Raw genomic sequence first — 15,951 nt, 5'->3', positions numbered from 1 at the left:
TCAACAGCTCAGCTGGAGTCAATCGCTACACGGAAACTAAGCAGAGACAAAGTGCCGGCACATATGGGCCGTTGCCCACAGCGGGCATTCGCCACGGATCCGCTCGCGCTCCTCCTCGGACAGGCGCCCATCCGGATCGGCTCTGCGCACATACGCTGCCGCGACACGCTTGTTCGCATCGTCGAAGGTGTCCTCCCAGCTGTGGACCTTCTTCGGCAGCCCGCTCACCGACAGCCACAGGCAGAGCGGCTCCAGCCCACCGGGGGTCCGGCGGAAGAGCATGCGGCGCTCGTCCGGCGACAGCACGTCCAAGGCCAGCGTTGCCGGCCCGCTGCTGCCCTCGACGTAGAGCTCACCGGACCGGGGGTTGTGGCCGGTGACAATCCGCACACCGCGCAGCCGGTCGTACCGGCCCCGCCTCTGTGCGCGGCCGATCGCCTCCGTCCGGGAGCCCTCCAAGGGATCCGCGTAGCCTTCCACCGACTGCAGTACGCGTCGCGGGATCCAGTACTTCCGGCCCTCTTCACCGCCCTTGATGCACTTCGCCGCCAGCCACGCCTCCCCCATCCGCTCTGCGCCTGAAGCGGGGAGTTCAACGTCAAGGACGCTGGCCCACTCCCGAACCCGCAGACCCGTGCCGTACAGACCATCGACGAAGGCGCAGTCCCGGTCCTCGTTGACCCCCTTCCATCCGTCCCGACGCAGACCATCGAAGTCGAATCCGCGCAGACCGATGTTCCGCCACTGCTCCAGCGCAGCCCTCAGCAACCACTTCACCTGACGGCGCCTTGAGCCCGCCGGCCGCAGCGGATCCCGCCGCTGTTGCGTGTAACCCGGTCCGGGTCTCCAGCTGGCTTCGTCCGCGTCGTCCGCGTCGTCCGCCTGGACGGTAGGCACCGGGTTGAACACTCCGTAACGTGAACTCGCCCAGGTGTAGAAAGAGTTCAAGGCGGCGCGATCCGTATCGAACGAAGTCGGCCGGATTCGTTCATCATTGCGCAGGTCCGTGATGCGCCAGTCCTTGAACGCTTCGACATCGCGTACGCTCGCGCAGTCCCACGAACTGCCGATGGCATCCAAGAAGTCCAGCCACACGATCAGCGCGTACGCATACCGACGCCAGGTGCTTGCTTCGTGTCCCGCCATACGTCCCGTGCGGAAGAACAGGTTGATGCGAGGGTCCGGCCGACCTGACGGAGAGATGATCACAGGGGTTCCGTGGCGTGCACCGTTGCGGGCCGCTCTGGCGAGCAGATCACCGAACCTCAGAATATCGGGATCATCGGTGGGTGGGGGCGGGATGGTGAAGTCATAGAAATCCACATTCCAGTGCTCGAGTACGTTCATGAGTCCCTCCTGAGACGCCCTGAACCGACAACTCAGAGGAGCCTAGAGAATGCCCGGCCACTGCGCACCCGACGCGGGCGGCCGGGCCGGGGCCCGCCGCCCCGCGTGCCCGCCCCGCGGCATCGCGAGCCCGACCACCCGGCGAAAGACACCTCGTCATGACGGCACTGACTCCCGCCGCCACCGGGCTGACCGCGTTGCTCGCCCGCCGGACGTAACGATGCGGCTGACCTGACCGACCTGCGGAGACGACTCCAGACGCATGGCGGGCCGCGTCACAGCTTTCCGTCGGCGCCAGCATCAGGCGAGCCGGGAGCGCGGTTCAACCCGGTGGTGCGTGAGCGCCAGCCACAAACTCGGCAGCCGGCGGCTCCCGCCCCCGGGGTGATCACCTCTGCGGACGCGCCGAAGGCTTCACCCACGCGGACCTAGTCGGACGCATGGTCGCGTTGGTGGGTAAGGCCGGCGCGGAGGGGAGCAATAAGGCCCCCGCCAGCGAGTGCTTCAACTACCAGTTCGAGGAGCCCCAGCCGCCGGAGGGCAACGAGCCCGAGTACGGCGGGCGAGCGACCGGCGACCAGAGCGCGGAACGAAAGGCCCCGGAGCCCACTCAGCAACCTTTCATCTTTCCCATTCAATACCCTATCAAATGCTAATCATGATAGGATTTCGACTAATTTTACAGTTGAATCTTCAGTCCAGTCGAGAGGTCTTGCGCGGTATGTTTCAAGAGGTACGGCTCAACGAGCGCTACCGGCTCTTGTCCAAGCTCTCCGAGCCACTGAAGAAGGCCGAGCGCGACATCGTCGGCCGCGAGCACGAGACGACACAGCTGCTGGCCTCGATGAGCCGTCCTGAGCTGTGCAACGCGCTCCTGCTGGCCGAAGCTGGCACGGGCAAGACGGCCCTGGTCCAGGCCACGATGCTGGTGGACAAGGACCGTCTCTACCTCGAAGTGGATCCGGCGCGCATGATCTCCGAGGCGGGCACCGCCGAGAACATGGCCGCGATACTCAAGGCCTTCTTCGACGAGGCCGAGGACTTCATCAAGGACGAGAAGCACGAACTGATTCTCTTCATCGACGAGTTCCACCAGATCATTCAGCTCTCCGACGCCGCCGTCGAGGCGATCAAGCCGGTCCTCGCCGCCTCGGGAACCCGCGGCATCAGGGTCATCGCGGCGACGACCTACGAGGAGTTCCACAAGCACATCTCGCCGAACCAGCCGCTCGTCGAGCGCCTGCAGCGCATCAACCTCAACCCGCCGGACCAGGCGACGACCATCAAGATCCTGCAGGGCATGGCCGAACGGTACGGGGTGGCTGACGAGTTCTACGACGACCACATCTTCCGGCAGATCTACGAGTACACCCAGCGCTACATGCCGGCCAGCGCCCAGCCGCGCAAGTCAATTCTCGTGCTCGACTCCATGGTCGGCTGGACTCGCCTGACGCACCGGCCGATGGACCGGGACCTGCTCTCGGACGTGCTCATGGAGTCCCTGAACGTCAACGTGGCCTTCAAGGTCGACGGCGCGAAGATCAAGAAGCAGCTGGACGAGAAGGTGTTTAGCCAGGACTGGGCAACCGGTGCGGTGGCACGTCGTCTGCAGCTGTCGGTGGCGGACCTCAACGACAAGGGAAAGCCAATGGCGAGCCTGCTGTTCACGGGCTCCACTGGTGTCGGCAAGACCGAACTCACCAAGCAGCTGGCGAAGCTGCTGTTCGGCGACGACCAGCGGCACCTGATCCGGTTCGACATGACGGAGTACGCCGAGGACTCGTCGTTCGCGGCCTTCCGCTCCGAGCTCACTAAGCGCGTGTGGGACCTCTCCCACGCGGTGCTGCTCTTCGACGAGGTCGAGAAGGCCTCGGCGATGGTCACGCGCGTGCTACTGCAGGTGCTCGACGACGGCCGGCTCAACGACGACAACAACCGCGAGGTGAGCTTCCTCAACACGTACATCGTCCTGACGACGAACGCCGGCTCGGAGATCTACAAGAGCATCTCGCAGTACGCCGCCGACGATACAGGCTCGGGCAAGCAGCTGATGGAGTACGAGAAGCTCATCCGCCGCTCAATCTCCTCGACGACGGGCGACAACCGGTTCCCGCCCGAGCTGCTGGGCCGTATCGACGCGATCGTGCCTTTCCAGCCGCTGTCGCTGCCGACGCAGCAGAAGATCGTGCGGAAGGAGCTGCGCCAGATGGTGCAGGAGGTGTTCGTCAAGCACAACGTGCGGGTCGACGTCGATTCGAGGGTCCTGCAGTACCTCATCGAGGACAAGGGCGACACCGACTCTGATGCTGGTGGCGCACGTGCGGCCGTGGCGAAGCTGACCGACGAGGTCACCACCGCGGTGGCGACCTTCCTCAACGAGCACCCCTCGGAGCGACGGATTCGCATCGACGTCATCGGCGACCTGGTCAGCGACGACAAGAACCTGCTGAGTTCCGATGCCTACGTCGAGGTCAGTGCGGTGCGATGAGTCGGTCAACGACGGCGGGAACCAGTTGACTCGCGAGTCGATAGTCCTTTCATTCCCTATAGTTGCCTACTTTAATAAGAGGACGATAGGATACTCATAAACCAGACGAACTGTGTTCTTTTAGCGAAGGGATCGGCATCAATGGGCATTCTGGGAACGGCAGCGGCCCGCCAGAAGAAGGAACGGAAGAAGAAGCCCGACGAGCTTCTGGCCTCCGTGGTGAGAGAGACGGCGATCTCGGCTGCGGTCGAGCTGCTGCGGTCGAACACTCCGTTCGTCTTTCCCAGCGGTACGGCCTGGGTGATGCTCGCGCTTGCAGCCGACGAGATCGGCGGCTTGAGCAAGCGGCACGGCCGGGACGAGGCGAAGGGCTCGATCATCGAGCTCATCAGCTCCGACCAGATCCGCACGGTGGCCACGGCGGAGATGATCGAAGAGGAGGTCTTCGGCATCATCCCCACCGACGAGACTCTCGCGCGCATGGAGGAGTACTCGCTGCTCACCAGTGCCACTTACGCCTGGGCCGTCGTGTGGCAGAAGCCCAGCGGCGATCTGCTCGTCGATCTGGTGAACGATGCGACCTTCGTGCAGGCGCGCTCTGTCGCCGCAGGCAGCACGAGTCTCGAAGAGGCCCTGGGTGAGAAGGCGTGGGCGGAGCACAGCGGCCCGGTTGCCGAGGCTGGGGCCACTGGCACTGTCCCCGCGGTCCTCGGGGAGGACGAGGGGGATGTGATCTTCGACGAGATCCCCGGTGACGAGGGGGCTGACGGGGGCCCGGACGACGAGCCGATCTTCAGCGACGTCGTCGACGATGAGGGGGTGGACACACCCATGTTCGACCAGGACGACGCGGGCACCGCTTCGGTCGAGTCGGGGCCGGACTACGACGGCGACGAGGTGGCCGGCTACGAGGGTTTCGACGAGACCGACGCCGGCTACGGCATCGAGAGTGAGTACCAGGAGGCGGGCGACACTGTGCTGCTGGCCGATCAGGCCCAGGCGCGCGACGTCATCGCCCGCCGGTTCCTCTCCGAGGAGCTGGACCTGGATGTCCGGCTCAATGAGTTCAACGCCACCTTCGCCATCGGCGCACCGGTCGTGCAGATCGCTGTGCCCGAGGGCGCGACGGAGTGGCTCGGGGACCAGGTCGCCCAGCTCAACCGGCAGTCCAACGCAGACTTGATGCAGCTCCGTTCCGCGCACGAGGATGAGCTGCGTGCGCTCTACGTCAACCTCATGTCGGCGCACACCGAGCAGGTCATCCGGGATGTGGCCACCGACCGCGAGGGCTCCCGGTACAAGCTGCTGAAGGATGCCGCCGAGGCCGAGCACCAGCAGCGGCAGACGGAGAAGGACGAGAAGATCCGATCCCGCCGGGCGGAGATCGCCAAGGACTACGAGTCGCAGGCCTCCAAGGTGGCCCAGCAGGCGGCCCTCTCGGCGGAACTGCAGTACAAGGAGCGCAACCGCTCGAAGATGGAGCGCGAGCAGATCGACTCCGTCGCCGAGATCGAGCGGGACATCGAGGACACCCACGCGCACAACCAGCAGGAGATCCTGCGGGTCCGGCGTTCGGACGCGACGCTGAAGATGCAGACCGGGCAGACGCGGATCTTCGAGGTGCTGGCCGAGCGGCAGTCGGAGTACCTGGCGGCCGAGGAAAAGCGCCTGAACCAGTGGAAGTCCGAGATCCAGCGAATCGTCGACGACAACCGCAAGGCCGACATCGCTCAGTCCGAGACGCTGGCCGAGCACTTGCGGACCACGGACGAGATCGGCGCCCTACGCCGGGAGCAGCAGGGCCTCCTGGAGTCGGTGCGCACTGAGCACGCCGACCGGATCCGCCGGATGGAGGACGAGCTCGAACGCAACCGCAAAGACGCCATCACGCAGATGACGGCTCGGGACGCCGAGTGGCAGCACAACCTCGATCTGGAGAAGGAGAAGACCAGCTCTCAGGTGGCGCGGGCCACCGACCTGCTCCAGCAGCTGTCGACGGTCGAGGGTTCAGTGGCCAAGCGGTACAAGGCGCGCCTGACGGAGATGCAGGCCGACAAGGAGTCCTACGCCAACGAGCTGGCGCGGGCCTCCGAGATGCAGAGCCGCTCGAACAAGATCCTCGTCGTCATGATCGTCACGCTCTCGCTCCTGATGGGCGTGGCCGGCTTCATCGTCGGGGTGGTCTTGACCCGTTGAGCGATCGGTCATGACCGACGGGGCGATCTGACGGCGCATGGGGCGCGCGTTCCCCATGCGCCGTCGTCGTCTGCGCAGACAGGCGCGCAGGACAGCAGGACAGCAGGACAGCAGAACGAGCGAGGCTCGAGAGTAAGGGATCCCGATGGCCACGAACAGGCGGAAGGCGGCACGGCCGGAGGCGAGCAGCTGGGACAAGATCTCAGCGCGGACGCCCGGCGAGACGCTGACGAACCGAGACGTCTACGACAACCAGCAGCTGGACCGCAGCAAGTTTCTGACCCTGAGGTCGACCAGACCGGGCATCGTCGTCGCGGTGATTACCGGCGTGCTGGTGACGATCGTCGTCTGGGTCTTCTACTCGCTCATCGCCACGGCGGTGCTCTCGGTGGGCGCGTCCGTGGGTTCGGGCGTGCCCAGCAGCAGCACCGGCATGCCGAGCGCGTACTACGTCCAGGACACCACGACGGGTGCGGGCGGCTCGGTCGTGAAGTGTTACCGGCCCCTGGCCAAGGACGGCAACCCGGAGCCGAAGGCGAAGTGTTACCCCAGCGCTGAGGCTGTTCCGGTCCCCAGCTGGTACACCGCGGCGAAGGATGGCAAGCCCAGCGCCGAGAGGCCGGCTGAGCCCAAGAAGAGCGCGACGACGGTCGGCGAGCAGCTGGCCGACGTCTCGGGGTTCAAGCTCTTCATCACGCTCGGCTCGGGTCTGATGGTCGCCCTCGTCATCGGCACGTGGTTCTCGCGGAAGGTCGCCGCGGCGAACCTGATGAACACCACGAGCGATATCAACCAGTACCAGAACGACCAGCACATCGCCCTGCCGGAAGAGATCCAGCAGAACTACGACTGGTTCCCCGACGCCGGTGCTCACTCGAGCGTGCAGGTCAGCTCGATGCTCAGCCACATGATGCTCAGGAAGAAGGGCCTGGGCACCGTCAAGGTCGCCCAGCGCGCCAAGAAGGACGTCATCGATGAGGAGGGGAACCTCGTCTACTACGCCGGCGAGGTCATGGACGACGACGAGGGCAATCCGCTGATGCAGACCCTGCCGATCATCGACGAAGACTTCGGCGACGAGCTGTTCGAGGCATCAGGGCTCCCCAAGGACAAGGGGCTGCGCCAGAAGTACGACACCACGCTGATCCCGTACAACCCTGACGACAAGAACCCGGACAAGCTTGGCTTCGGGTCGGGCAAGTACAAGACCGTCGCTGACCTGATCAAAGAAGACTGGACGTTCCCGGCGTACGAGGTCCAGCGTCCGGCCGGGGCGTACGTGGTCGATACGGCGCCGGTGAACACCATGGTGCTGGCCATCACCCGGGCCGGCAAGGGCCAGACCTACATCGAGCCGGTCATCGACATGTGGTCGCGGGAGAAGAAGCCTTCGAACATGGTCATCAACGACCCCAAGGGCGAGTTGCTGGTGAAGAACTACGTGGCCCTGGTCACGCGCGGGTTCGAGCCGGTGCAGTTCAACCTGATCAACTCCATGAAGACCGACATCTACAACCCCCTGGGGCTGGCGGCCGACGCGGCGCGTGAGGGCAACTTCACCAAGTGTGCACTGTACGTGGAGAACATCGCCGGGATCTTCTTTCCGCTCGACGGCGGCGAGGACCCGGTCTGGCCCAATGCCGCCAACAACGCCTTCAAGCGCGCGGCCTACGGACTCATCGACTTCTACCTGGAGGAGGAGCGGGAGCTGCGCAGCGCCGCAGCCGTGCTGAATATGGACCCGGCGCTGCTGGAGCAGAAGCTCGATGACCTCTGGGGCAAGGTCACGCTCTACAACTGCTACCAGCTCTTCGTGCAGATGAGCTCGAAGAAGATCAAGAACCCTGAGGCCGAGCTGGAGAAGCGGGTCAAGGCCGGCGAGTTCGAGAACAACGAGGACGCCCTGGCCGAAGATCAGGAGAAGGCGGCGGCCCAGGCCTTCATGTGGGAGGGCAAGGCTGATCAGGACATGCTCAGCCTGTACTTCAACGCGAGCGAGGAGCTGCCCCGCAACAACATGCGCACGTTGGTGGGCAACGCCCACAATGCGCTGCGCTCGATGGCCGGGGCGGAGAAGATGCTGGCCTCGGTATACGGCATCGCGATCACCGCCATGTCGTTCTTCACCGACCCCACGATCTCAACGCTGACCTCGGGCAAGCCCTCGCAGAACACCGACCTGGCCGGCCTGAGCTTCCCGCGCCGCCTCGGCGTGCGCTTCGCGCCGAACTACGTCAAGCGCGACCACCTCGTCGGTCAGCAGGCCGTGTGGTCGGCCTACACAGACCCGATGTTCACCGAGAACCTGGGCGAGGACTTTGAGCACGAGGAGATCGTCGGCCGCGAGGGCTGGGCCCGGTACAACTTCAAAGGCAAGTTCCCTGGCGACGAGGCCTGGCTCAAGCTAGAGCTGGTCAACCCGCAGACGAAGATGCTGGTGCGGACCTTCTACTTCAGCTTCACGAAAAACTACCGGCTCTCGCTCAACGGCCGGCACTACGTGGTCGAGCCGGTGACGGGCAAGAAGATCGTGAAGAACGGCGTCATGCGTGAGCTGAAGCCGGTGCGTGAGGGCGGCACTCGGGACGGGAAGATCCTGTCCTTCCAGCCCAGGGAAACGCTCTACCCGGACACGCGACTCGACTTCTCCGGCGGCGGCAACCCGGAGAAGGTCTCGTATCAGGCACGGGCGATTACACAGACGCTGTCGCGCTACTCGGAGTCCCCGAAGGCTCTGTTCCTGGTGACTCCGCCCCACCTGATGAAGTACGCGAAGCTAATCCTGATCTTGGTCAAGCAGCTGTTTGACGTGAGCGCCGACCAGGCGTACATGACGAAGTCGAACCAGAAGCCGCTCTACCGCACGCGGTACATGCTCGACGAGCTCGGCAACCTGCAGTCAGAGGGCAAGGGCATCGACGGTTTCGAGACGATGCTCTCCATCGGCCTGGGGCAGGAGCAGCAGTTCACGCTCATCCTGCAGACACTGCAGCAGCTGCGCGACGTGTACGGCGAGAGCGTCGACAAGATCGTGCAGGGCAACACCTCGAACATCGTCTTCTTGAAGTCCACGGACGATTCGATGATCGAGACGCTGGAGAAGATGAGCGGCAAGACACACCGGTCGTACCGGGACAGCAAGCAGATCAGCCAGGATCTCGACAAGGTCATCGGCGGAAAGACCGAGGGCCGGGTCTCCTACACGATGAATACCAAGGAGGAGCCGCTGATCAGCTACAACGACATGGCATTCCTCGCGCCGCGCAACTCGATCGTCTTCCGGGCCGGCGATGCGCCGATCTGGAACCGCAACCAGACGATCCTGCCGATGTCGTTCCGGCTACTGGGGAACACGATCAAGCACCCGGGGCACACGTACTCGCTGCAGACGATCCCGACGCTGTCCAGTGCCATGGACTTCGACGTGCGTATGAACCAGCCGGACTTCGTGAAGATGCTGGAGAAGCGCATGCGGCAGGCGGTCAAGGCCGCGGACGCAAAGGCGCAGTACAAGGAGATCTACGGCTACCAGGAGGTCGACATCGAGCGCCTGGACCCGGATGTCTACGCCGACGAGGTCATGGAGGTCATCACCACGATGACCACGGTCGACGAGGGCCAGGACCCCAATGCCCCGGTGGTCGTCGACCCCGACGAGTACGAGGGGATGAGCATGTTCGACGAGGCCCAGTTCATCGAGAACGTCGAGGTCGGGGTTGCAGCCGCCGAGAGTCAGGCAGTCAGCGTCGAGCGGCAGCGTCTGCTCTACGCCGAGGGGACGATCAGCAAGGAGATGCTGGTCAATCCCGACGGCTCGGCGAAGGTCAAGAGCCTGGACATCGAGATCGGTGAGGCCTACAAGTCGGCGCAGACTGAGTTGGAACAGGACCGCGAGCACTTCTCGGTCGGCGGCGACGGCGAGCTGCGCAGCGCCGATGGGTCTCAGACCTACATCAGCCAGATCCGCTCGGACTCGTACGCCAATGCGGCCCGCCGGATCAACGGCCACGTGAAGGACGAGGACTCGCGGGTGTTCGCCGAGGAGGACGTCACCGAGGAGGACCTGAAGTCGCTGGTGACGGTGAAGGTCCACTCGGCCTTCTACCAGTACCTGGCCTCGCTGCCGAGCTGGGAGGTGCTGGCCGACGGCCGGTTCGACCGGGCCATGGGCATCGAGATGAACTCGAAGTAGCCGGCGGCCACTTGGGGGCCAGGCAAGGATCACGACCAGTGCCGAGGCCGTCTCTCGACTAAGAGAGACCGCCTCGGCACTGGTCTTTCCGAATGGCCTCTCGCTTCCTTTAGATAGGCGGAGTATGCTCTATAGATACTTATGTAACTCCGAGCATTTATAGGAGGTCGATTAGCTATGAAGAAGGCATACGGGCTGCGCAGGTACTTCTACGAGTACGTCTACTACAAGGCAGTCGAGCAGGCCCGGGAGCAGACCGGACAGGTCATTCCGATCTCCCAGGCCAAGGCGATCCGTGCCCGGGCCGACGAGATCCTCGGCCAGCGGGGCACCGCACTGGCCGACCCGCGGCTGGGCGTCACAGACTGCCTCACCACCGTCGATCAGGCATTCGGTGAGCGGGTGTCCGACTACGAGCTGCAGTTCGTTGACCATTCTCCGCAGAACGAGCGCTACCAGCAGTCGCAGCGGGAGTTCACCCGCGCCACCGGCGTCGGTGACCAGGTCGACCCGAAGTCGGCCCGGCTGCCGATCAGCCCCTACGACCCCGACTGGTCCGAACGCGCGACTGTGAAGCGCGCCGGGACTGCGCTGGTGTACCTGCCGGACGACACGATCGGACGCGTGGCCGGTGGCGAGGTGGAGACCCTGGCCGACCCGCGGCGCGGAGACATGGTGCTCTGGCGCATCGACGACGACGGCAAGCCGTTCGAGGCAGGCCGTGCGATGACGAACGACGACGCCGCTGGACTCACCGCGCTGATGGACAAGATGAGCCAGCAGGAATACGACCAGGTGCGCGAGTGGGTCATCGACGGCGGCCGGGACCGGCAGACGAACCGCGTTGACCGCAACCGCTTCATGTCCCAGCGCGCCGTGGCGCGCTCGGCAGCACTGCTCGAAGAGCTGAAGGCTCAGGGCGTGTCCTACGAGGTGATGCGCGACCGCGAGCCAGGCCAGATCAAGGCGAAGATCGCCGGGACCGGCATGGAGATCCGTCTCACCGACACGCGTCAGGAGGAGTACGCCGGAGCCCGGATCTACGACAACGGCACCGTGCTGCGCTACTCGACGAACTACCGGGTCCCCGGCGGCATGGCGGTCCATTCCCCCTCGCCGGCGGAAGCTGTCCAGCTGCTGCGCTTCGCCCAGGGCCATCGCGTCGAGCGCACGGATCTGCCGGGGCACCCCGCCGGCGAGACCGGCACGACGCACCAGGAGCGCGGCCGTGGCCGCACGGTGGTGCATGTGCCCGACAGCTACCATGTCGACCGCGAGTCGATGTTCGTGGTCGGCGACTACGTGGCACCCGGTGAGTCCGGCCCCCGGCCCGGCTCGAAGGTGATGCTGCGCCGGGACGCGAAGAACCGCTCGCTGCCGGCCTTCTTCATCGACGCCGAGCCAGCCGAGGCCTATGCGAAGGTCGCCGTCGAGAGTGCTCGGGAGAACCTACAGGCAGCCCTTGGCGTCGAGGATCTCATTGCTCGCGCCGAGGCCGAGCTGGAGCGAACCGGCGGACAGCTGGATGCGATCGAGCCGCCGGAGTACTCGGCTGACTCTGAGGTCGCTGCGATCCAGCGCTCGTACTGGGACGTGCTCACCGGCGCGCACAGCGATCTGCTGCGCCCGGGTGCGACCGAAGAGATGTACCAGGAACGGCTGGAGGAGATCGGCGAGCTGCGGGCCGAGGAGGTGCCCGAGATGGGCAACCTCGTCTACGGCGGCACTGCCGTCGAGAAGGTCCGACAGCACGCTGAGGACGTCCCCTTCGAACTCATCGGGACCTGGGAGGCGGAGCCCCACAACGTCGACGGCGAGTGGATCGATCAGCGCTTCAACCCGGACCGGGTGGCGCGGTACATGACCAGCCCCACAGGGCAGTGGTCGAATCTCGACAACCTCGCCTCGGCGCTTCGTCGTTGCGGGATCTCCCCCGACGAGATGATGGGCTCGAGCTTCCAGACGACCCGGTTCAAGGACCGGCTCGTCCGCTTCAACGCCGAGCGCTCCGTGCCAATCGCCGATCACGAATCTGCGTTCATGCGGCGCATCGGGGTCACCGTGCGTGAGAGCATCGAGCGCAACGCGGCGACGGTCTCCGAGATCCTGATCGACGAGCAGGGCGTCATCCGCTGGGGCGGCGAGAAGCTGCGCCGTGACGGCAAGGGGACCCCGATCTCGGGTGAGATCGGCCAGATCTTCGATGTCGGGGAGTACGGCGAGATCACCACCGCCTTCGCCAGCGGGGAGAACGCCCTGGTCGTGCCGGGCTACGAGGCCACGATCACAGCCCAGACTCCGGGCGAGGCTCCGACCTCGGTCGAGGAACGCACCCGCCTGCGCGGCTACGAGCAGCTCATGCACGAGCGCATCCAGTACCAGATCGCCGGCGACCTCATCGCCGGGCGCAGCGAGACCGGCGAGCCCTCCTCGCTTAACGCGGTCTACTCGCAGCTGTACGGCACAAAGCACCCGATCGACTTCATCGAGCGCGCCACCACGTACCAGCTCGAAGAGTCCACCGGCGAGATCAAGAAGCACCTGGAGGAGTGGACGGCCGCGATCCTGCAGACCGAGGCGCGCCGTGTGCGCTACTCCAACGAGATCAAGGCAGGCTCGACGATCTACGCCGAATACCGGGCCCAGCGCGACCGAACTGACCCGGCTGACGACAACCGCTTCGACGCCTGGCGGCTCACCGGCGGGCGGAACATGACGGTGCTCACCGGCAAGGACCGGAACAACGTCGCCGCGCCCAGCGGCTACTTCGACCCGGTGATGACCGGAGGCGCGACCAACCAGGGCATCGTGCGGTACCTGACGACTCAGGCCCAGGCCGGTGCCGACGGCCGGATCGTGCCGGGCGACGAGAGCGTGGCCGGACAGCGTGCGCCGCTCATGGCTCTCCCCGAGCTCGAGACGCTGCGGTACGACCCGTTCGACCGCCAGCAGATGACGGCCTCGACGATCATGCAGTCTTCTGAGGTCACCGCGCCGGCGAAGACGGCGCTGATGACCTTCGGCGGCTGGACAGCTGACGACCCGATCGTGGTGTCGAAGGAGTTCGCCGAGCGCCACCGCATCCGCGGGGCCGGCGGCCAGGAGCGAGATCTCGTCGTCGGCGACAAGATCTCGGATCTGCACGGCAACAAGGGCGTGATCTCGCTGATCGTCGACCGGGACATGCCACGGCAGGACGCGCAGGAGCAGGATGTCGTCGAAGAGGTCAACTGGTTCCGGGCCAACCCGGGCCTAGACGTGGTGATGAGCCCGTTCAGCCTGATCTCCCGGCGCAACGCGGGCTCGGCGCGCGAGCTGATGAGCGGGAATGTCTCCGACCTGCGCTCCCCCAACGGAGAACTGCGGCCGAGCGCCCTGGGCGAGATGCGCTTCGTGGTCACCCATATGGCCGTCGACGAGAAGACGAAGATCTACGACGACAAACAGGTGCGTGCTGGCAAGGGCCGTAAGGCCTCCTCGCAGCTGGCCTGGGCGCTGCAGTCTCAGGACTGCCCGTCGATCATGCGCGAGTTCTACGGCCACAACAGCGGGGCCGAATCGAACCTGCGCGAGTACCTGCTGGTGACCGGCATGGACGTGGAGGCTGACGGCACACTGCGGGTGGTCGGCCAGGCCGAGGGCGTCGACGAGCGCCCCGAGCGCCGGTTCATCCCAATGCCCGAGCTGCTGCGCACTCAGCCGCGCAAGGAGGGCCAGCTCCCGGGACTCAACACCACGGCGATGCGCAAATCCTTCGGCGATCTCATCGGCAACCGCGGTGGCGACATGGAGATCCCGTTCCCGCTCACGTATCCGACCGGTGAGCAGACCGAGACGATGAGCGCGAGCTCGTGGAGACTGCCGGTGATGTCCTCGCATCTGCGCAGTGGCCAGGAGTTCGAGGACGGGGCCTCCGTCACGCACGACTACACCCGCAGCTACCAGGACGTCTTCGTCGATGCCTGCCGCTACCGCTACATGACCGAGCAGCTGGACAGCCAGGGTCTGCCCGCGGAGAAGCGCGCCGAGGTGCGCCGCGGCATGAGCGAGTCGGTCTCGCGCGCTCAGCGCGCCTTCGAGGCGATCACGACCGACGTGCAGAACCGGGTGCTGACAGGCAAGAACAACATCTTCAAGACCGGGCTGATGGCCTCGCGGCTCACCGACTCAGCGACGATGGTGTGGGCCTCAGACCCACGGCTGGACGTCGACCAGGTTGCGCTCAGCTCGGTCAAGGCCGAGCAGCTGGGGCTGGCCGAGGGCGACCACGCGCTGGTGTGGCGTGACCCGGTGCTCCGTGACGCCGGCGTGCGCTACATGCGGGTCGCGATCGACGACCGGCTCACCGGTGCCGCGATCAACCCGGTGATGGACGCCTGCTTCGACGGCGACTTCGACGGCGACGCCGTCGCCGTGGTGAAGCTGCACAGCGGGGCCGCCAAAGCTGAGGCCCTGGCGAAGCTCTCGGTGCCAGCCAACCTGTTGGACACCGGAGTGGTCAAGGGCGATGGTTCACACCCGCTGGCCATGCAGGTGTCGCTGGACACCCAGGTCGCGCTCTTCAAGGATGCCGGACTGGCTGAGGAGTTGGAGAGTTCGCGGAGCGAGGCGAACCGGCTCCGGCTGCAGGCGCTCACGGGCGCAGAGTCGCCGGAGGACATCAAGCTCAACCAGCAGGTCGTGACGGAGGAGCTGAGCGGGCTGTACCGCCAGGCGCAGCGTGGCGAGTTCGGTGCGGCACTGACGTTCTCGGATCGCGAGGCGCACCTGCAGAGCGTGCGCAAGGTCTGTGTCAAGACCGGCGCCAAGGGGAGCGAGAAGAAGCTCACCGACTACACCCGCAACCTGGGCGATGCGCAGGGCACGCCCGGCATCACGCAGGCCGACCAGGAAGCCTCAATGTTCGCCACGGCGATCAAGGCCCACGGCACCGGCCTGGGCGGCTCGTTCAGCCAGCGCGCCGTGCGCGCGCTGCGCGGCGAGGACCTCAAGGCCGTCCTTGAGGTCACCTACCCGGTGACCCAGTCGATCCTGCAGGCCAAGCACGACGCCGCCGAAGCCCGGCACAAGTACGCGATGCTCCAGGGCCCCGGCCGCGATCTCTGGAGGGGCCGCAGCATCGAGCACGTCGGCCCGGGCCAGTGGCGCACGGCATTCCTCGACGGTGAGCCCGTCCAGGCTACGGCCGAGGAGTGGGAGAAGCAGTTCATTGAGTTCTACAAGTCCAAGGAGGGCTTCGGAGTCACGGTCAACCCGGACTATGTGGCCCGCGTGGCAAGTGCGCTGGAGGACCCGAAGACCGGGCTCATCCGCAACTTGGAAGAAGATGCGTCGCTGCGGGGCACCGTGATGGACCGGATGGCCTATGGCGGCGCGTTCGCCGATCTGGTCGAGGCGGCGAAGAACCGCGAGAGCGTCTACGACGGCGAGAAGAACGAGCAGTTCGCGTCCTCGGGGACTCGGAAGGCTCGGGCGGAGATGTCCCGGCAGCTCGATCAGCTGGGCTCCGCCGAGACGCACAGCCTGGACAACGCCGTGATCGCTGTCGATGACTCGGTTGTCAAGCGCGACGTGATCTCTCAGGACGCGGGGGCCTCCCGCACCCGCGGCTCGCATCGCCGCTCTGCGCATGCCGTGCGCGTGGGCGCGCCGCGTCCGGTTTACACGCCGAGCATCGAGATCGATCAGCCGCAGGGCAACGACGACGAGTACGGGATGGGGAATTGAG

5 protein-coding genes are annotated in these 15,951 nt (G+C 65.6%); 4 read left to right on the top strand and 1 reads right to left on the bottom strand.

Annotation, left to right across the window (positions count from 1 at the left end; all coding sequences use genetic code 11):
* Window positions 1-36 precede the first annotated feature (36 nt).
* Window positions 37-1,347, bottom strand: coding sequence for an integrase (locus tag ACLLJJ_RS34270; protein WP_434598392.1), 1,311 nt, complete (start codon window positions 1,345-1,347; stop codon window positions 37-39).
* Window positions 1,348-2,068: 721 nt separating this feature from the next.
* Between ACLLJJ_RS34270 and ACLLJJ_RS34265 the strand changes: the two genes are divergently transcribed.
* The 4 genes from ACLLJJ_RS34265 to ACLLJJ_RS34250 all read left to right on the top strand — a co-directional run bounded on the left by ACLLJJ_RS34265 (window position 2,069) and on the right by ACLLJJ_RS34250 (window position 15,950).
* Window positions 2,069-3,835 carry an AAA family ATPase gene (locus tag ACLLJJ_RS34265; protein WP_434598390.1) on the top strand — a complete coding sequence of 589 codons (1,767 nt, stop codon included), beginning with the start codon at window positions 2,069-2,071 and terminating at the stop codon, window positions 3,833-3,835.
* Window positions 3,836-3,976: 141 nt separating this feature from the next.
* Window positions 3,977-6,031, top strand: coding sequence for a hypothetical protein (locus ACLLJJ_RS34260; RefSeq protein ID WP_434598388.1), 2,055 nt, complete (start codon window positions 3,977-3,979; stop codon window positions 6,029-6,031).
* 145 nt (window positions 6,032-6,176) lie between these two features.
* Window positions 6,177-10,223, top strand: coding sequence for a type IV secretory system conjugative DNA transfer family protein (locus tag ACLLJJ_RS34255; protein ID WP_434598386.1), 4,047 nt, complete (start codon window positions 6,177-6,179; stop codon window positions 10,221-10,223).
* A 177-nt stretch (window positions 10,224-10,400) separates the two neighbouring features.
* The gene (locus ACLLJJ_RS34250) at window positions 10,401-15,950 is read left to right on the top strand and encodes a hypothetical protein (protein ID WP_434598384.1); all 5,550 of its coding nucleotides are present in this window, start codon (window positions 10,401-10,403) and stop codon (window positions 15,948-15,950) included.
* Window position 15,951 lies beyond the last annotated feature (1 nt).

It is taken from the genome of Streptomyces sp. A5-4, from assembly GCF_051131715.1.
GTDB lineage: Bacteria > Actinomycetota > Actinomycetes > Streptomycetales > Streptomycetaceae > Streptomyces.
Note: the sequence above shows the minus strand (reverse complement) of the source record. Positions and strands in the feature narration are given on the sequence as shown.

Bases quoted from the DNA above. Each gene is read 5' to 3' on its own strand.
- ACLLJJ_RS34270 (WP_434598392.1), bottom strand. From the start codon at position 1,347: ATGAACGTACTCGAGCACTGGAATGTGGATTTCTATGACTTCACCATC.
- ACLLJJ_RS34265 (WP_434598390.1), top strand. From the start codon at position 2,069: ATGTTTCAAGAGGTACGGCTCAACGAGCGCTACCGGCTCTTGTCCAAG.
- ACLLJJ_RS34260 (WP_434598388.1), top strand. From the start codon at position 3,977: ATGGGCATTCTGGGAACGGCAGCGGCCCGCCAGAAGAAGGAACGGAAG.
- ACLLJJ_RS34255 (WP_434598386.1), top strand. From the start codon at position 6,177: ATGGCCACGAACAGGCGGAAGGCGGCACGGCCGGAGGCGAGCAGCTGG.
- ACLLJJ_RS34250 (WP_434598384.1), top strand. From the start codon at position 10,401: ATGAAGAAGGCATACGGGCTGCGCAGGTACTTCTACGAGTACGTCTAC.